Below are 18986 nucleotides of genomic sequence, written 5' to 3' on the forward strand. Positions count from 1 at the left end.
CCGAGCTCGCCGATTTTCCTACAGACTACGACGAAGATCGGTATGACCCCCAAAAATCTGCCGTCGTGAAAGCCACGCCGTCATAACGCAACCCGTTTGCAGTGCTTAGCCGGGTGGGCAGCCCCGATCGGGAGCGTCCAAAAGACCGCCTCACGAATTTTACCGTGGCGTTCTAGTCGTGACCCACCGAATGACGCCATCCGTCATGTAAACCACGGCGCCCCGAGGTGCTCCTGTGGCACGAAGATAGTCGCTCAGCTGAGCGGCATGATCGCGCCTATCCTGCTCGCTGGGCGCGACATCGCTCTTCCAATCCAGGACAACGGCAGGCTGACCATCTTGAACAGCGATGGCATCTATCCGCCCAGCCAGCGCAGTCGCCGCGGGTGAAGCCGAGAGCATCGCATAAATTGGCCACTCCGGAGCGAGGCTTGGCCTGAGTGCGGCGATTTCGGGCAGTGCAAGGGTGCGCGCGACGGTCACCGCTATTTCCTCTGGGTCCGGAAGCTTCGCTCCGTTGTCAGCATCAATTATAAGCTGCGTCATCAGCACTCGCGCACGTGCAGCGACGACCGGCATCTCCTCGGCCAGTTCGCCGGTAAGCATCTCCTCCATCAGCTTGTGGAGAATAAGGCCCCGCACGCGGCCGGCGCCGACCGGCAATTCGGTTTCTGGGGCTTCGCCAGGCTCCATCGCGATCGCCTCACCTCTTGGCGCTCGATCAGGATCGTGATCGCTTGGCCGCAGCCACTGGAGCGGCATCGCCGCGGCGGCGATCGCGGCACGCTCTGCCCCGAACAGCTCCGGCGTCTGCGTATTCGGAGGCGCGACGTCGGTCACGCGGGCGACCGGCGTCAAGTGCGACAGGACAAGCTGCGGCAAGTCCCGATGCGCAAGATCAACGATCCGTGCCCAGGACCGCTGCTCAGCCTGAGGCAATTCCGGAACGATCAGAAGTTCGCGGGCGCGCGTGCAGGCGACATACCAGAGGCGCTCCCGCTCGCGGGCCAAGCTATCGTCTTCAGACTCGAGTGCGCGAAGCAGTTCCGGCGGAACCACGTCGCCAATCAGCCAATGCAGTGTTTCGTCGTCGGCGCGGTAGACGAATGCCTCGCGCGAGCGCAGCAAGGTGCCGGTGTTGATCGGAATTACCACCGGCCATTCGAGACCCTTAGCGCTGTGGATCGTGATGATTTCGATCGCATCGCCTTCCGCATCAACTCGTCCCTCATTGTGGGGCACGCCGTCGCGCCATTCCCGGGCGAGATCCCGAACGAACTTCCTGAGGCCTCGCACACCGTAAGGCCGCGCACGTTCCAGGAACGCTTCGAGATTGGCGGCCGCGCGCGCACTACGATCACCCTCGCGCGCGGCGAGGGTTGCACGGACCGCGAGGCGTTCGATCGCTTCGGCCAAGAGCAGCGCAGGCGTGGTCGCCCGCACGCGTTTTCTGAGGTCTTGTAGGATCGCGAGCGTGCGACGTGCCAGAGGATGGGCGACATGATCGACATCGGTCAGCACCGAGAAGCGCTGGGGCGCTTCGGCGCGATCGAGATGCGGCGGAAGACCCACGGTGATGTCGAGTAGCTCCTCCTCAGTAAGCCCGACCAGTGGGCCACGCAGCAGCGCGCCGAAGGCCAATGTGTCGCCAGCGTCGGCGAGTACGCGAGCTAGCGCGAGCAGGTCCTGCACTTCTTGCCGGCGGAACAAACTCTTGCCGGCCTGCGAGGCGATCGGCAGCCCGCGCTGCTCGAGCGCGCGCTCATAACGCCAAAGCTCGGCGCCAGTTGGCGCAAGCAGGGCGATGCCGCCGGCAGTGAGCGGTACGATTGCGCCGTCCTCGTCGCGGATAGGGAGATTGCCGATAAGGCGGGTGCAGAGATCGGCAACGGCTTCGGCCTCCGCGTCGCGGATTTGAGCGGGCCGAGAATCAGGCGGCACATCCACTGTGATTCGCGCCGCGCAGGGCAGATCATGATCGGGGTCGCCGAGCGTCGACGTGAGCGGCACGTAACCGGGCTGGCCTTCTCCCGACAACGGGCGCGCGAAGCAGCGGTTGATGTGCCTAAGGATGTCGGGACGCGAACGAAAATTGGCGGTGACCTGAACGATATTTTCCGGCAATTGCCGCTCAACAGCGGCGCGCGCCTGCGAGTATGAGCCGATATCGGCGCCTCGGAAGCGATAGATTGCCTGCTTCGGGTCACCGACCATGAATAAAGCCCCGGCACGCAGCACGCTGTCCTGCCAGCGTCCGGCGCGATCCTTCCCCGCGATCCCGAAGAGGATCTCTGTCTGAACAGGGTCGGTGTCCTGAAATTCGTCGACGAAGATGTGGCGATAGCGTTCTCCAAGCGCGCGGCGCACGTCGTCATGCTGGCGCACCAGCGCACGCGCCTTCTCGAGCAAGTCGTCGAAGTCCAAGACTGCAGCGGCCCGTTTGAAGGCGGCGTAGTCATCGAGTACTTCGTCGAGCTCGGCCGCAAGCTGGGCGACAAGCGCGGTCGCGAACCGACCAAGAACGGTCCGGTAGCAGCGATTGACCCGCTCAAAGCATGCGGTCGCCTCTTCATTGAGGAGCGCGCCTCGCTCTTTGCCCGCGACACGCTCCCAAGCTGATTTCCGTCTCGGCGTGAGAAGATCGAAACTGTGTCGGCGCATGCACGCGAGCTGTGGCGGATGGGCGAGACGCCAGAGCGTGGCAAAATCCGGTGGAGGGTCGAAACTACCGGCGTAGAAGTTGGCGAGCGTCTCAAGCTCTCCGACCAATTCTAGGGTCTTGGGCTCGACCGGCTGCGACGAAATCCAGCGTCGGAAGTCCGCGACGGCGTCGACCAGGTCGATGTCGGGCCGACCGCCGAGCTCGGCGGGCAGAGCGCGTGCGCCGCGATATCTGAGACGGAAGCGTGCGAGTTCCTGAAGAGTATCGACGATGCGACGCGGATCATCGCGCGAGAGTGTCGCGATGGCATCGCCTGGCCGCTCGGGCGCATTCAATCGCCGTTTCAGCCACTGCTCGAAGACGGAATCGAAGGCCGCCGCCGCCTGAACGGCGTCAAGAATGCGCGCGCCCGGATCAATGTCGGCCTCAACCGCATAGCTGGAGATGATCGTCTGGCAAAATGCGTGAATGGTGGCGGTTGTCAGTTCGTCGAGCTTCGCCGCTGCACCGGAAAGTGCGCGTCGTTGGTCCACGTTTAGTCCGTTGGGCAGAGCAAGCCGCAAAGGTTGAGGCACACGTCCCGCAAGCAGCTCCTCGACATAGCGTTGCACGCGCGTCGCCAGCCCGCTCGCGGCAAGCTCTGTGAAAGTGATCGCGGCGATCGCGCCGGGCTCGGTGCCACGCGCGAGCAGCATGGTCAGGCGTCCGGCCATTAGCGCCGTTTTGCCGGTGCCGGCGGCGGCCTCGACGAGCAACGTGGCGTCGAGATCAGTCAGGATGCGAAGCCGTGCGGGATCGTCGGCGAGTGTCATCGGCAGCCCCACACTCGTGCAAACCCTCCGAAAGCGCGCATGAACGCGCCGTTCTTGAGCTGAAGATAGGCTGCTGGCGACGACGGCAGGGCTATGCGGAAGTCATTGTGCTCTTCCTGAGCGTCGGGGCCAGGCAGGGCATGGCCACCGCGCAGGAGGGTGATGGCCGCCGTGACATGCCCGCCGAGTTCGGCGATCGCCTGGTCGACGTCCGGTAGGCGATAGGGCCTCGGCTCTTTGTTGCCGAGAAAGACGAGGCGCGCGATCACGCGCGGATTGTCGGGGAGCAACTGACTGGCCGCGACCGAATAGATGACGCGCTGAAGCTCCGCACCGCGGCCAAGCACGATCTCCTCCGCTCGGCGCGGTTCTACGCCGGTCTTATAGTCCGACACGCGCACGCCGCGACGGTCGCCGGTGAGATCGAGCCGATCGATATTGCCTCGGATGCGCACCTGGGTACCGGGAATCGTAACAAGGGAATCGGGGCGCCAGGGTAGATCGTGTGCCATCGCACCATCGCCAGCTTGACTGAAAGCAAGCTCCGTCCAGCTTCGCGTACCGGGTTGGAACGTCTCGTCAAGCGTCAGTGCCTTGAGGGCGAGCTGAGCTGCGGCAGCGAGCGTGTGTTTCCAGAGCAACGCGGGCGGCGCCGATCGCTTGAGTGGCCAATGCGTGCGGACCGTCTCCGTCGAGGTCGCGAGCGCAGCTTCGATTTCCTCCCGGGACGCACGCGCATAGCCCGGCACAGGTTCGAGCGCATCAACCGTGCGCTTCAGCAACTCATGGACCAGCTCACCATAAGAGCGTGCGTCCAGCGTGAGGGGCTGATCGTCTTCTGGGACCGCGCGCCAGCCCAGCGCGTAGCGCCAGACGAAGGCGAGCGGATCGCGCAACATCAGCCGCAAGGAGGTGGCGGACTGGACATCACCGATTGCGCGGACGATTTGGGGATGGTCTGCGCGAACCTGGCCATCGTGGGCGGTGACGATCGGGCGCCGCCAGTTGCGCCAGCAGAGATTGGCTGCGGTGAGCGCCGGCGATGTCGCCGCTTCGTCCGGCCGTGCAAGAAGACGATCGGCCTCGCTGAATGCATGCTGCGGAATGCGCGCCCGCTTCAGGATCTGCAAAGATGCGCTCTGCGGGATCAGCGGGCTGGCGGACAACTGCCCACCTTGAGCGTTACGCCGGCTTCGCGAGAGAACGCAGCCGCGCGCCGCCTGACTGGTGATGACGGCAAAGGCGCGTCGATCTTGCTCGGCGACGGGATCAGGGTCAAGCACAGAGCGCGGCAGGATGTGGGCCGGTATCAGTGGGTCCTCGGCCGTGCGGCGCGGCCAAGAGCGCGATGTCATGCCGAGCAGGCGCACCCAGGGACGCGGCGCACCTGCAAGGTGGCTCGCCGGGCACCAGACAGCGCTCGCGCCTGGATCGCGTCCATCGGGCAGCCGCAAGTCCTCTAGTGAGAATTCGAGCCCTTCGGCCGGCGCGCGTCGAAGCGCCTCGGTCCAGAGCGCACGGGCCGCTGTGCCCAATAGCATCGCGCCGGCCTGCGCAGCCGCCTCGGGGCCACTCGCAAGCAGCCGCAGAATGGGCATCACGACCGGTCTTGGATCGCCTGCGTCGGCGCGGCGGCCGGTCGCCTCGTCAAGCGCGCGCTGCCACTGATCAATCTCGAACAGCGCCGCACCAGGCTGGAGGCCGAGCGACCAGTCCGCAGGCAAGTCGGCCAAGGCACGGCTTCGACCCGCGGCATGGCCGAACAGTCGCCGGAGGCGATCCTGGCCAAGCCCGTTGAGCAGGACGTCGGCAAGTGCGGCGCACGCTTGTCCCTCGCGCGATGCGAGGACCGGCACGCCGTGCGAGAAATGGAGTGGGAGATCCGCGTCCGCGACGAGAACCAGGAAGTGCTCGTCCCAGTCCTCGGTGGCCGTGGCACAGATCGCGATCTCATCGGGTCGCGCGCGGCCAGAGGCAATGAGTTCACGCATCCAACGTAGCGCTTCGACTGCTTCGGCGCGCGGGTTCGCGCAGGAAACTAAGGATATGTCCGCAGCCATCTCGCGGTCGCTGGTAATTAACTGGCCCGGAAACCAGTTCGCATCGGAGGTTCCAGGATTGCGCCAAGCGAGTGGGACCGTCTTCGCGAGCGTCGCAAGAAGCGGACGCCAGACCGATGCAATCTCACTGAGCTGATCGATATCGATTGACCCGAGCGCTGCAGCCGCATGGGCCGCGTGCGCAATTGCGGCATCGCGCAAGTCGCGCGGTGTCAGAACCCCTGCTGGGAGGTTGGCGCGAACGCGGCGCTCGACCTCCGCAAGCTCGGCAAGCCGAGCATTGTGGCTAGCGAGCCCCTCAAGATCGAGGTCGGCTTGCCAAACCTTTGCGAGCGTGCGGGCGATTGACCGTGTCGTGCCCGGAAGCTGACGGATACCTTCGAGCTCCGTCAAGCCGCCGGCGGCGAGTGCAGCGCGAATGGCTGGGTCGAGGTCCTGGGATCGCGCCGGTCGGTTAAAGCCTCCGGCGAGACGTGCAGCAAGCAGTGGAAGTGTGAAAATCTGCAGCCCAGAATCCGCTCGCTGTGCGGCAGCGATCCGCGCTGTACGGAATGCAAGCGGCCCTTCGACAACTATCGATCGTCGACTCATTTCCCCTCAGCCGCGACGCTATCATCGCCATGTTCGAAAGTTGCCGGCGTAATGCGAACCTGAGCCGCTCGCCCCTCCTCATGGAACCACAAATCTCTAATTCTCGCGTCATCGCTTGCAGGCAAAGGATTTGCGTCGCGCACGCGAAAGGTCGTGGGAAGGTTCACGGAGGTGCCGAAGACCAGCGCATGCTGCTTCGGAAGCGACGGGAGCCGCTTCAGGACCGCCTCGGAGATGAACGGGGTCATCTGCCGTATATGAGCAAGGTCGTCGGGATTCTGGATTCGATGGATGACGAAATTCGAGCACTGCGAAAGAATGGTCTTCGAGAGTTCACTGGGCCTCTGCGAAGCGGCGAGAATGAACAGCCCGTACTTTCGCCCTTCCTTGGCAATCCGCTCGTAAACTCTGCTGGCGTCTATGGCATAGCGGGATGGCTTCTCCGCGATGTATCGATGCGCTTCCTCAAGAAGCAGATGGATCGGAAACCGATTGCGTGGATCTGCTTGTCGGAGCAGCCGAAAGGCCATTCTAGCGAGCACTGACGCTACGAGCTCGACAACCTCATCCTCCACCGCATTCATGTCGATGATGACGATCTGGTTGCGTTTGACCCAACCCGCTCCGTCGCGTGCCAAACCGAGGAGCTGCTCAAGGAAGTTTTCGAGCGACGGCCCAGCTTGGCTTCCTTGAAGGTCGTAGCGCAGGAACGCATATTCAGGTCGCTCCTCGAGCGACTTAAAACGCGTCAGCATCTGCGAGCAGTAATCTCGGATCTGACGGTTACCGTGAGCCTCCTCGTATAGGATCGCCAGATCGAGCGCCTCTCCCAACGCGGAAAACTCAAAGGGAAGGTTGGCATATGCCGGGAATTTCAAACCTTCGATGATAAATCCGCCGCCATTGGCGTTTCCCAACAAATAGGTTGTTAAACCGGCAGGGTTGGCCATCTGGCCGAAGCCGATTTTGATGAATGGCGCGATCTTTTGATTGTTGATCTCCGGCGTGTTGAATCTTTGCAGCAGACCGACCATGCGATCGTGTTTTGACGGACTGCCTGTGTCGTCACGAAGAATTTGGCTCAGGCAGGTTGCCAGAATGTGGTTCTTGATCCCCTTCAGCTCCGCCGCGCTGCCCGCTGAGAACAATGTTGCCAGCCCGAGCGCCATGCGCAGTATCGGTAGTTGGGTGCGCTCGCTGGCCTGCAGAAGCAGCTCCCACTCTGACTGCTCCAGAAACCAATGGGGCAGACGAAAACGCTCCGTGCGTGCGGTGCCGTCCAGAATGACATGGTCCACGCCGATCTGCTTGCGCTTTGCGAGCGGCGACAGCGCCTTCGCATATTCTCCATTGACGTCGAATACGACGAACGTGGCACCGCGAGCATGGTGTTCTTCCGCCTTTTCGAACAAGGATTGGAGGACCGATGCGACCGTGCAGGACTTCCCGCTCCCTGTGTTTCCCAGGACGGCAGTGTGTCCGCCGAAGAAATCATCGATCCTGACCTTAACGTCGTAACCCTCGAATATGACGGACCGGCCGATCGTCAATGCGCGATAGCGGGTGGCATCAGGTGGCGTGGGTGGAACATTGTCGATCGGGGGTGTAGGCTCCGAAGGATGATCGGTTTCGAAGACTCGATCCAGTTCAGCGTCCAGCGCATACAGTGCGTCGCCGTAGAGTGACGGGAACACGGAGACGCCGAAGCGAAACCTTTCGCGCCGATCTTGAGGCAGCATCCCGACGGGAACGACATCGAGGTACTTCGCCGAAGAAGCCTTATCCAGCTCCCCTTCACTGCGACTAACATGACCAACGTCGCGCTCACGCAGGCCGACGACCTCGACAACCACGTACTCGGTTTGCACCGCGACCATCAGGAACGATCCGAGCCTGGCGACATAGTGAACGTCGTCGAATCCGACGACGGTGAAGTTGTCGGTGCCCGCATGCATCTCGATCACGAAACGGTCGGCCGCGACCGAGACCACCTTGCCGATTGCGCGCTTCCGATCGTCACGACTCATCGTCATCCTCCCCCTTCTGGGGAGCCGCGGCCTCCTTCTTCGGGGCCATCGCCTCGATCACCTTCCGAACGGCGTCATCAATGCGCTCGCTCGGGCGTTGCGGCATGAACTCTTCGATAATGGTGTCGAAGTAATGGGCTTTGCGTCCGGCGCTGCGTCCGGCACCCCCAATGATCCAAATTCGTGGATCATTTAGCGCGCGAAGCTTCGCAATCTCCCCGTCCAAATCTGGATCTACAAAGATCACGAGCCGGAACGTGGGAATCGTCAGGGCCTGATAGATGATATTGTTGATGTGCTCGTCGCCGAAGGCATACCCCATCGTAAATAGCACGCTCTGTTCGCGAACAATGCGTGACTGGAATTCCCGAAACAGATCGGCATAGGGAGACCCAAGGCTCGAATTCTGCTTGGCAGGCGTCGGATAGATCATCACCTTGCCCGGTTCTTTGGAGACGGCCGTTTCTCGGATCGGGAAAAGTCCGTGATCGTCCTCTGTCCAACTAATGGACCCATGAATCTTACACAGATAGACAAAGCCATCGACCGCAGACCACTTGCGGCTGGTGACATCGAGCTGTTCAGCGAGGGCGTACCGAAACGTCGCTGGATTGAACCGCCGTTCGACAACGCCGGAGAAGCCGTTCGTGTATGGCAGGCCGAGCCTATCCATTGCGGTCTCGTTGAAGAGATCGTAGTTCGTGGTGAACACCCAAGGACGCGGAAGAGATCGGTCGCGCAGCACAAGCTTGCGATAGAAGGATTCATAAAGGCCAACGACGGTATGGTCGCCATTCGCGAAGGCGCCGTTCGTGCATTTGGCCCAAAGAAATGTTTGAACCTTCTTGATGATCGATTCGACAGTCTTGAGTCTTGTGGCGGCATCACTCAGCGAACTGCGCACTAAGACGAAGCGCAGGCTGAAAAGAAGCTCCATCAGCCGCTCTAGGTTGCGCGCATACTCCGCGGCACCGAGGTCGATTCCAAACTGCTTCAACAGAGCATCACGTTCGTCGGCTGTCGGGAACGATTGATCCCCTTCCTTCGGTGCCGCCGTGAATTCCTTCGCGAGGGGCGCCATCGTTGGGATGCCGACCTCCTTGTCATTAGCCCACGACGAAGAACAGCCAGCTCCCAGGAGGAACGCCACATTTTTGGCATTCAGTGACTCAGCCAACGCCTTTCTGACAATATCCGCCCCATCAGGCCAATCATAATCAGCCTTCTCACCCTCGACGCCGCGAATAAACTTGAATGTGAGCTTCGATGGCTCCGTCTTGTCTGCATCCGCCACCGCATTCCCCCCAAATCTCTATTTCGCCGCCTCGTTTGCCCGGCGCGCGACATCTGCACTCCGCGCCATGAGGACCTCGAAGGTTTCAGCATCTTCCAACAGCAGACCGTCCTCGACCATGCGACCATAATCTTCTTCCAGCGCCTTCGCGGCATCACCGCCAGGCACGAGCTGCAAACCGCCATTCACGGCAGCCGCATAATCGATCGGACTTCGATCGGCCGCCCTCTCAACGAAGAACATGCCCTTGTGGCGCGCGACCGCGTTCGCCAGCTCCCTATCGGCGAAAGCCGCATCCGCCAGGCCGGCGTCATCCAGACGCGCTATGTCATGCCAGTGGCGTGCGAAGCGATCACCGCGCAGCCGCTGCTGGAGGCAGAAGACGTGGACAGCCGTCGCCTTCTCCCAGAAGGTCCGCTCGGCGTGCATCACGCGCGGCCGCGCTGTTGGGAACGTTACGCCTTCAACCAGGCCGGATGCATCGCATTTGATGTCGCGGAGGCTCGCCGGCTCGCCCGTTGATCGCGCCCCGAACTCCAGCATCACACTCGGTGCGACGTAGCCCGAGCCAGCGGTGGTCGCCTCGTAGTCGACAAACAGCTTCTCGCCTTCCACGCGGACGGCAGCCGCCAACGTCGCGGCAGCCAACGCGTCCGCGACGACCGGCTGCGCGGTGCCCGCCACCCAATCCGGCAAGCGCTTGCGCACCTCGCTCGACCAGCGCTTCTCCTCGCTACGTGTTTTCGGCAACGCCTCGCCGTTGCCGTCCACCAGGTCGGGCGCGATCGCCCGGATGTCGTAGGTCAGGTCGACGTCCTCGGAAAACCGCCGGATGACCCCATAGGCCTTCGACAGTGACGTGCCGCCCTTGAACACCAGATGCTCGCCGAGCGCCGACCCGTAGAGCGTGGCGAGCGCCCAAACCACCCACACATCCTTCTCGAGAAGGTGCGCCGGTCGTCCCGACTGATCGGCCGCGACGCTTAGCGCCTCGCGGCGGTCAGCGACCGGAAGGTGGAGAAAGGCGTCAGCCATGCGCCGCCTTTCCTACGCTGCGCGCGAGCCAGGTCGGAAGCTGCGGCGCTGCCGCGACCAGTTCGCTGAAAGTGGACGGCGAGAGCTTCCGCTTCAACGTTTTCAAGGCGGCTTCCGCTTTCTCCGGCCCAAGCCAGGCCAACGCCCGCACCGCCTCGCCAGCCGGCTTATGAGCCAGGGCGAGTTGCCAGCGCGGAGCATGACGAAGTTCGACAACCTGTTTGCCGAGATTCATCGTTCGGCTGCGGCCGGAGGTTAGATAGACCGACCGAACCGGCACCTGGGTCGTCAGGCCGAGAGTGTTGGCCGCCGCCGCCCCGCTCGGGACGATGACTTCGCCGCGCTGGTTGGCGAGCGCCTCGACCGCTTGCTGGACGGAGGGGGCCCTCGTTCCGAACCGGCTCGTGATGGGACGGAGATAGACGCCGCGACCGGCCCGGATCAGTTGGCCCCGCTCAGTCAGACGCGACAAAGCCTGATCCACCGCGGCGCGATTACCGAGGTGAAGCAAGCTCTTAGCCGCCACGGGCGTACCTTCCGGCAACCCTTCGGCATGCGCGAGAATCTGTTCGGTTAACCGTTGCATGGCCGTTCTCCTGTCAGAAATATACGCGGTTTTCTGACAGTTTTCAAGCCAGCGGACTTGCTGGGGAGCCGTCTATTTCGGCTAGATCAAGGGCGAACCCCTGTCGAGTAGACCATCCAGGAAATCCTCCCGCGAGCTGATCGGCCCCGCGAGCGTCGCAAGGATCAACGCCTCGACGATCTGGCGGGCCAACGACCGCGCCATCACCCGCTCTTTCGTCGAGATGGCGGTCATGGCTCGGCCGTGCAGGAATGCGCTTCGCACGTTGAAGAGCTGCTCATACTGATCGGCGAAGCGTCGATCGCCCAGCAGGCCGGCCACCCGTCCCCGAATTCTATTCGTGGCGCGCATCCCTTTGTGGCGGTCAGGCGCGATGCGAAAATTCTTCTGATAGTCCGCGCGCAAGCCGAGCGCCGCCTCGATCGTCGTGATGTGCGCAAGGAATTCATCCACGCCCTCGGCCAGGAACGCGCGGACGAGGAAGTGAGGGATCGGCGTCTCAAACAAAACCGATTGCTTCGCCTGCTCGACGGTCGTCCATCGGCTCTGGTCCCACACCGTCAGCTCGGTCTTTGCATCCTCTTCTAGGTGCAGCTCGACCGGGCGCTCTTCCTCGTATGTCCCGCCATAGCCATCGTCGTAGACCCGGTCCTCCCAGCTCAACGTGTCGGGGGACGGCGGCGAACTGGGACGAACGAAGATGTCGCTGTCGATCGTGTAGACCCATGGCACACGGAAGCCCCGCCAATCGACTTCCTGCATGGTCGACCAGCTCTCCCAGGGGGCCAGCAGGAGGAAGAACAGCGCTTCTTCCAAGGCAGTCGGGAACCGCCCTTGATGCGGTTCGACCCGCCCCAGATCTAGGCTCAGGTCCATGAACAGGACCGGGACCGCGCGTTCCTCCGGCTCCTGCTCGAGCACCACGACCTCCTCAACGATCAGCCAGTGGAATTCGGCGAAGCGCTCGGCATCGAAGTCCTGACGCGGATAAAGCCGCCTCAGCCGGCGCGCATCGATCACGCCGCGCAGCTCGTCGGCGCTCAACCGGCACACCCTGGCCGGACCGAATGCGTGCGGCGGCAGGTCGGCGGCAAGATCGAGCGGCGCAAGGTGAATGCGCCTGGCCCGGGTAGCGCGCAGCGCCGCGTCCAATCCCTTCGCCGCTTCCTCCACAGGCATGGCAAGATGGGCCGTGTCCTTCTGCAGGTGACATGGAAGGCCCAACGCCCGCAATGCCGTCGAGAGCGCGAAGTTCGGCCCCTTCTTGCCGGCGTTTGGGTAGTCGTCGCGGCAGATCTCACGCAGCCGCATGAAGGCCGGGTGCGCAAGAATATTGTCGGGCCCGGGCGGTCGTATGCGCCACAGGTCCGTCATCGCCATCAGCATCGCCATTCTCGGACCCGTCTCGCTCATCAGGAGATCCGGAGCCGCCGCAAAAGCTTGCCGAGGACCGCCTCGTACTCCTCGGGCTTGGAGAAATCGGCGTAGAGCTTGCCTTTCAAGAACTCTGGCAGCTCACATTCCTCGTAGAGCAGCGGCAGCACGACCACCTCGCCGCTCGCGATCTCGCGGTTCATCGCCACGTCGAGCTCCTTCTTCACCCAAGGAGCGCCGATCGACTTTTTCGACAGGACGACGGCGATGTAGCGGCTGAGCTTCATCCCCTCTTCGATCTTGGCGATCAGCGAGTCCCCGATGTCGATTTCGGCCTCGTCCAGCCACACATGCTCTACGCCATGAGCGAGCAGATCCTTGCGAAGCTGGCGCACGAAGGGTTTGTCGACGCCAGTATGGCTCAGGAAGATGCCGTGATACTTCTCATGCGCCGGATCGGCCTTCTCCAACGCGAGGCTGTCGCGAACGAGCTGGTTCTGGGCTTCCTGCGACGTCGGCGGCGTCAGCAGCCAGCCCGTCGGGGTGCCGAGCATCAGCTGACCGCCGAGGCTGTAGCCCTCCGGCGTCGCGGCGATCGACCCATAGCCTTCGCCGGGATCGGATAGGCACAGCGTCCAGCCGCCGGTCCGCGACAGAACCTCGAAATAGCGCGCGAAGGGGCTGTCGAGATCGACCGGCCCCATCCTGCGCCCCTTCTTAATGAGAAGCTCCGAACGCTTTACGAAACTCGCCACTTTCGGCGCCACATATCCAAGATGGGTTTCGCGATAGCCGAAGAAGTTCACCCGCTTCGGCTCGGACAGGCACCAAACGACCGTCGCGCCACCCGCAATCGCGGCCTCCATCTCCTTGCGTCGGTCCTCGCCATCGAAGGCGGAGTCGAGGTCGTAGCGGTCATTCTGCCCCTTCAGCTTGCCCAGCTCGTAAAGTTCGTTCGAAAACTCTCCGGCCTTACCGAACAGAAAATGCGTGTAGCTCTCCGGATTGATGATGATCGTGTCGTATTCGTAGAGCGGATAGGCCGCCCGCTCTCGATCGACATCGGGCTGGCAGAGCCCGAGATTTTCGATCTCCACGCCATCGATCTTGTCGCCGGTGTAAGTCAGCCCGACAGTCAGCACCCGTTTCACGTGTCGTTCCTTTCCGCCGCCTGCTTGGCCGCCTCTCTAGCTTTCACTTCCAAAACCTCGCCGCGGCTGCCGACGAGCGCGATCTCGATGCCGGCCAAGGCGCACCGCGGCGCGAGCCGCTCGGCCAGGCGCAAGGTGCCGTCCGTCAGCGGAACCACGGCCACCTGACGCCCCTGCGATGGCGTGGCCATCAGCAGGCCTACGGTCTCGCAAAGACCCCGGTAGAGCCGCGACAACTGGCCTGGATGCCGCGCGTTGATAATGCCGCCCTTGCATTCGGCCGAGATGACGTGGTCGCCGATATTCGCGACGACATCACCGAGCCCGGACTTCGGGTTGACGGTGATCGTCTGGCCCGCCGGATTTCGATAGACTCCGCCATAGGCGGTGCTACCGACGCCGGAGACCTTGGTGAACGCTCGCCGCCCCAGCCAGCCCGCGAAATCGAACTGCTTTCCGTGCTCGCCGTCGGGATGGACACGGACGTCCCGTGCGCCCTGCGTGCGGAGCAAGTGCATCGCGTAGGCGACCATCACCGCGCCCTCATACAGATGATGTTCGTGGGCGCCGTCCGATTTTCCGGCGCGGTTCGGCGGCGGCTCGAGCGCCGTCACGAGATCCTCGAAATCCAATCCAGCCTCCCCGCGATATCTGCGGACGCGCAGCGCGCACCATTGACAGGAGCTTATAACCGGCCATATTTGCCCGGTAAAGGAAGGCCTGTCATGTTTACCTATAGCCCCGAAAAATTTGCGTCGCTCTACGCCTCCGAACTTGGCCAGCGCATCTGGGCCTTTCTCACGCGGCCCGAAAACGTCGCCCGCCTGGAGACCGCGTCCGAACTCGGCAAGCCCGCGGTCGAAGGCATCGAGGAGCAGCTCCTGGCGGAATTCCGCGAGGAGGTCTTGGCCGACCGCGTGAAGCAGATGGTCGGCCATATGGTGCGGCAGATCCTGGAGCAGCGAGATTGGGTGCTCGACCAGACCGATGTGAAAGTTCAGTCGGTGCCCTTCAGCAAGGCGGCACGCTATCGCCGGCCTGACTGGTTCACCTTTCACGCCTTCCGCAACAGCAGTGATCCGCGCGACGTCGTTATCACCGATCGCCGGCAAAATCCGACGCTGCCGAACGGCGCGCGCTGGACCTTCTACGCTACCTTCGCCAGCCCGCTAAAAGCGGCGGTGGCGTTCGGCGTCAACGACATCAAGCAGCTTCGTCAGCAGGTCCATTCGCACGGCTTCCACCGTGTTCGCATCGAGCGGATGCTGCGCCGGGCATGAGACGAGCAGATGATGACTGATCTATTCGATGTCGACGGCGCCAATCTCGATCGCGGGTTTGAAAACCTGAAAGCCGCCGAGCTTCCGATCGAGCAGCAGCTTCACGCCATGCTGCAAGAGATGTGGGGGCGTTACGAGCCTTATGCCGACCCCGACTTTCGGCAGGGTTTCGCACGCGATGTCGATGGCCGATTTTGGGAGATGTATCTGGGCTGCACGCTGCTCGAGGCGGGCCGCACCCTGCTTCCCGTCGTCGAGCGCCAGCGCGAAGGCGGTCAGCCGGACCTCTGCGTCCTGGAAGATGGCCGCCGAATCTGGATCGAGGCCATTACCCCAGATGAAGGCGCACCGGGTCCTGACCAGATCGTGCGTCCGGTCCCCCTCAACGAGGGCGGCGGCCTCTTCGCCGCACCGATCCGTCAGGCGCAGTTGCGCACGTCCGGGGCGTTCTGGACCAAGGCGCAGAGGATCGCGCGCTATCTCGAACAGGGTGTGATCGGCCCGGAAGACACGAGGATCATCGCGATCAGTGCGAGCCGCTTCGGCGTCTATGTCGCCGACCAGCCGTTGCCGCTGATCATGACCACGTTATTTCCGATCGGAGATGCCTACATCACCATCGATCGCGAGACCGGCAACGTCGTTGACGAAGGATTTCACCCGGCCCCCTTCATCGACCGCGAACGCAATCCGATCCCGCGCACGGCGTTTCTCGACGAGCGTTTCGCTGACATCTCAGGTGTGATCTGGTCGCGCGTTGGCCTCGGCAACCTCTCGCGTCGAAGCCGCCCGCTGACCTATGTCCACAACCCCTTGGCGCAGGTTCCGCTGGCGACAAGCTGGGGCGTCTGGGATCGCGAGTTCGTCATCACGCCGCGCGGCGACGAGTGGGAGGCCAACGACATTCTGGCGCAAGCCGCAGCGGAGGCATCATGACGATGCGCCCGAGTGCCCGCGTCTGGCGCCTTCCGTTCCGTGAGGTTGATCATGGCCGTCGGCGATGAGCAGCGACTGATCACGCCGATCAGCCAGCGGCAGTTTGAGCTCTATGCGCTGTCGCTCGAACGTGGGCCCAATTTTGATCCCGCGCAGATCTTCGGGAGCTATCAAGCCGGACACGGCAGCGCGAGCGGCTGCATCCTCCTCGATCCGGAGCGCGGGACCTTCACCGCCCTGGCCTTGCGCAGGCGTGTCGATCATCGCTGGGTCCGCGTCGATGAAGGCGGCCCCTATCCCACTCCCGAAGCCGCGCTGGATCAGCTCACCATCAGCATGCGCGCTGGCGAGCCGCCCGAGCCATTGCCGCCGGGCGCACGGCGACGGCCGCTTCTGCTGAAGACCGGATCGCGAGGCACATCGCCGGAGTTCGACCTGCTGACGAGCACGATCAGCCATTTCCCGGCGCTGATGGCGGTCGGCGAATGCTACCTCGCGCTTCCCAATCCGGATGCCAATTTCGTCCCCGATCTGCAGACCAGCAATTTCGCGTCCCGCCTCTTCGAACTCTATCTTCTTGCCTGCTTCCGCGAGCAAGGCCTGATCGTCCGGCAGAAGCATGTCTCACCGGACTTCCTGATCGAGAACGATGGCGCCGCCTGCTGGATCGAAGCCGTGACCGCGAATTCCGAGACGCCCCGCTCCGGCGGGATCGGGGACTGGGTGCATGCTCCGGTCGATCGAAATGAACGCTTAACCGGCGCGCCAGCTGAGCGCTTCGCCAAGACGCTGCGCGGCAAGCTTCAGCGCAACTATCATGAGCTGGATCATGTAAAGGGGATACCCTTCGCTCTGGCGATCGCTGACTTCTATGAATCCGGCTCGATGGTTTGGAGCCGCGAGGCTTTGCCGACCTATCTCTACGGCCTGCGGGCAGATGTCGAAGGCGAAGGCGCCGGGCGACGTGCGATCGGCACGCCGATCAACAATCTTACGGGCAGGCACGGCATTCCGGCCGGGCTATTCCGCGATCCCGACTTCGCTCACCTCTCTGCCGTCATCTTCAGCAACGCGGCGACGCTCGCCAAATTCAACCGCATGGGCTTTCTCGCTGGATGGCGGCCGCCGGGCCTCACGATGACCCGCCGCGGCATTCTCTTCGACCGAACGCCGGGCGCGCTGGAGCCCATTGATTTCGATCTGTCGGTCGACAGCGCCGAATACCAAGCGCTCTGGCCTTGGGGCGAAGCCTGGTGTCAGGAACTGGAGGTCTTTCACAACCCACAGGCGACGCACCCCATTCCCTTCGATCTCATACCCGGCGCGACCCATTGGTTCGAGCGCGGCGGCGACGTCGAGTGCAACACCATGTGGGCGAACTCGGTCATTTCATCGATCACTCATCTGCGCATGGCCGGCGCGCAAGGCGAAAGCGAGCGGCCATGATCTGCCCGCCATGCATGCGTCGCCGTCCTCGCCCATCAAAGGAGCATCGTTGAACATGGAAACGGAACCATCCGACCGGACCATCGTCCTCCATCTCCTGCGCGGGGCTGTACCCGAGCGCGCCGACGAGATCAGCGGCCTATGGAGCCAGTATGGTCATGGTGTGGAAGTCGCGCCGAGCACCAAGGGCGTGACGATGAAGGCCGATGACAAGCGCATCCAGTTCGACACCAAGACGATCGACTTTTTCTGGCTGCTCGGCTTCAGCGCATGGCGTGCCATCGAGGTGTATTCGCCGGCCCTGCTGGTGGCGACATGGACCGGAATGCCGCTTGATCAGGCCCTCAAGATCGATGCCGAACGGGGGCAATACGAATTCGATTACAAGCAGCGCGTCAGCACCGCTCAATCGCTCATCGCGGCCGAACAGACCGCACAGATTTCCTGGCCTGCGGACATCCCCGAGCCGACCGCTGACCGCGACAGCTTGGGAGATGTCCAGCACAAGACGATGTTCGACCTCGTCGCGTTTGCCCTGGCCTTCGCGCTGCTGCACGAATTCCGGCACGTCATGTATTGCGCCGACAAGAGCGCACCGTCGACACTGCCCGAGGAGGAAATCGGCTGCGATAACTGGGCCCGCGAGTTCATGACCAGCGGCCTCGCCGCCTATGCGAAGGAGCATAGGACAACTACGCTCAAGTCCAGCAGAAGCGCGCGATGGGAATAGCGCTCGCCGCCGTGATCATCCATGCGATGACGCCGACCCACGCGCATTGGGGCAATCGGCAGTATCCACCGATCGCCGAGCGGCTGACGGCGATGATCGGAGGCTACAATCTGCCGCCCGGCTCGTCCTTCTGGCCCTTCACGGCCTGCCTTTTGATCACGCTGATGAGGCAGGAGGGCCGGCCGCTCGACATCATCGCGTACTCAAATCAGGAAATGGTCGAGGCCCTGCTCGACCGGCTCCGTTGACGCTGCGGGGAGCGCGACGTGCCGGTCTATTTCATTGGCGAAGATGAAAACGGATGCTCCCCGATCAAGATCGGCGTGGCGAAGAACATCGAGGCGCGCCAGCGCAACCTCCACACGGGGAATCCTTTGGAGCTGCGACTGCTCGGGTGGATCGAAGCGACCGACGCCTTCCAGCTTGAACGAGAGCTGCACAAGCATTTTGGATCGACCCATGTGCGTGGAGAATGGTTCGACATCGAGCCGGGTGACATCCTGGCCATTCTCAAGCGCGCCGGCCGCGCTGGATTTGTCGCCAAGAACGCCGATGCTTTCCAGATCGTCGGTTATGATCGCGACGCCATTCCCGAATACCTCGGCGTGTGGGAATGGGCCGATCTGGAAATCGACGAATGCTGCCCGTTCTGCGGATGTCTATGCGGCATGCATTTTCAGGAAGCCTCGCAGATGTACTATTGCATCCGATGCGACACGCTGACCGACTTTTCCGAGCTCGATCCGCGTGAGTATCCGCCGGACGAGTGATGTCCTGAAAGGCGGAAAGATGCCAATCCTGAGAAGCTGAAACCCGGCTTTGCGCTTCTGAGGGGAACGCCATCCCCTGCGGCCGGCCTTCGTCTCAGCCGCCCCCTTTTGCGGGGAGCCCCCGCAACGCCCCCTTCAGAGTGAGAGTGCGGACCGGCTTCGCCGTGACGGGTTGAGGGCTGAAAGAGGGGCCCCGGCGCCGGTCGCGGAGATCGGTGATGTCCAGAAAGAC

The 18986-nt window shown here is 62.9% G+C and carries 15 protein-coding genes; 6 read left to right on the forward strand and 9 right to left on the reverse strand.

The features are described 5' to 3' along the window. Positions 1-159: 159 nt before the first annotated feature. From I554_RS0107250 to I554_RS0107290, 9 genes are all read right to left on the reverse strand, one after another. The gene (locus tag I554_RS0107250) at positions 160-3474 is read right to left on the reverse strand and encodes a UvrD-helicase domain-containing protein (protein ID WP_006022641.1); all 3315 of its coding nucleotides are present in this window, start codon (positions 3472-3474) and stop codon (positions 160-162) included. Beyond that, positions 3471-5927 (reverse strand): PD-(D/E)XK nuclease family protein, encoded by a 2457-nt coding sequence (locus I554_RS0107255; RefSeq protein WP_244432725.1) that lies wholly within the window; start codon positions 5925-5927, stop codon positions 3471-3473. Before I554_RS0107255 ends, I554_RS0107250 begins: the two co-directional genes overlap by 4 nt. A gap of 194 nt (positions 5928-6121) precedes the next feature. Further along, complete coding sequence (locus tag I554_RS0107260; protein WP_006022643.1) at positions 6122-8152, reverse strand: ATP-binding protein; 2031 nt, start codon at positions 8150-8152, stop codon at positions 6122-6124. Beyond that, a complete protein-coding gene (locus I554_RS0107265; RefSeq protein WP_006022644.1) occupies positions 8142-9446 on the reverse strand; it encodes an SIR2 family protein in 1305 nt (434 codons plus the stop codon). Before I554_RS0107265 ends, I554_RS0107260 begins: the two co-directional genes overlap by 11 nt. A gap of 18 nt (positions 9447-9464) precedes the next feature. After that, positions 9465-10481, reverse strand: coding sequence for a nucleotidyl transferase AbiEii/AbiGii toxin family protein (locus tag I554_RS0107270; RefSeq protein WP_006022645.1), 1017 nt, complete (start codon positions 10479-10481; stop codon positions 9465-9467). Beyond that, positions 10474-11067, reverse strand: a complete 594-nt coding sequence (locus tag I554_RS0107275; RefSeq protein WP_006022646.1) for an AbiEi antitoxin N-terminal domain-containing protein — start codon at positions 11065-11067, stop codon at positions 10474-10476. Before I554_RS0107275 ends, I554_RS0107270 begins: the two co-directional genes overlap by 8 nt. 81 nt (positions 11068-11148) lie before the next feature. Continuing rightward, complete coding sequence (locus I554_RS0107280) at positions 11149-12480, reverse strand: hypothetical protein (RefSeq protein WP_006022647.1); 1332 nt, start codon at positions 12478-12480, stop codon at positions 11149-11151. Beyond that, positions 12480-13592, reverse strand: coding sequence for a toll/interleukin-1 receptor domain-containing protein (locus I554_RS25955; RefSeq protein ID WP_006022648.1), 1113 nt, complete (start codon positions 13590-13592; stop codon positions 12480-12482). The genes I554_RS0107280 and I554_RS25955 overlap by 1 nt, the downstream gene beginning before the upstream one ends. Beyond that, a complete protein-coding gene (locus I554_RS0107290; protein ID WP_006022649.1) occupies positions 13589-14224 on the reverse strand; it encodes a hypothetical protein in 636 nt (211 codons plus the stop codon). Before I554_RS0107290 ends, I554_RS25955 begins: the two co-directional genes overlap by 4 nt. A 93-nt stretch (positions 14225-14317) precedes the next feature. On the opposite strand from I554_RS0107290, the gene I554_RS0107295 reads away from it, so the two are divergent. The 6 genes from I554_RS0107295 to I554_RS0107320 are packed head-to-tail and all read left to right on the forward strand — an operon-like array spanning position 14318 to position 18754. Further along, positions 14318-14872: a hypothetical protein gene (locus I554_RS0107295; RefSeq protein WP_006022650.1), complete on the forward strand. Its 555-nt coding sequence runs from the start codon at positions 14318-14320 to the stop codon at positions 14870-14872. Between the two features lie 12 nt (positions 14873-14884). Further along, positions 14885-15808, forward strand: a complete 924-nt coding sequence (locus tag I554_RS0107300) for a hypothetical protein (protein WP_024337236.1) — start codon at positions 14885-14887, stop codon at positions 15806-15808. Positions 15809-15859: 51 nt separating this feature from the next. Continuing rightward, entirely contained in the window at positions 15860-17254 is a 1395-nt protein-coding gene (locus I554_RS0107305; protein ID WP_006022652.1) for a hypothetical protein, read from the forward strand. A 55-nt stretch (positions 17255-17309) separates the two neighbouring features. Beyond that, complete coding sequence (locus I554_RS0107310) at positions 17310-17984, forward strand: phage exclusion protein Lit family protein (RefSeq protein ID WP_006022653.1); 675 nt, start codon at positions 17310-17312, stop codon at positions 17982-17984. After that, positions 17975-18232, forward strand: coding sequence for a hypothetical protein (locus I554_RS0107315; protein WP_006022654.1), 258 nt, complete (start codon positions 17975-17977; stop codon positions 18230-18232). Before I554_RS0107310 ends, I554_RS0107315 begins: the two co-directional genes overlap by 10 nt. 18 nt (positions 18233-18250) lie before the next feature. After that, on the forward strand, positions 18251-18754 hold the full coding sequence (locus I554_RS0107320; protein WP_006022655.1) for a GIY-YIG nuclease family protein: 504 nt from the start codon (positions 18251-18253) through the stop codon (positions 18752-18754). Positions 18755-18986 lie beyond the last annotated feature (232 nt).

The sequence above is a fragment of the Afipia sp. OHSU_II-C1 genome (genome assembly GCF_000497575.1).
In the GTDB taxonomy this organism is placed as follows: domain Bacteria; phylum Pseudomonadota; class Alphaproteobacteria; order Rhizobiales; family Xanthobacteraceae; genus Afipia.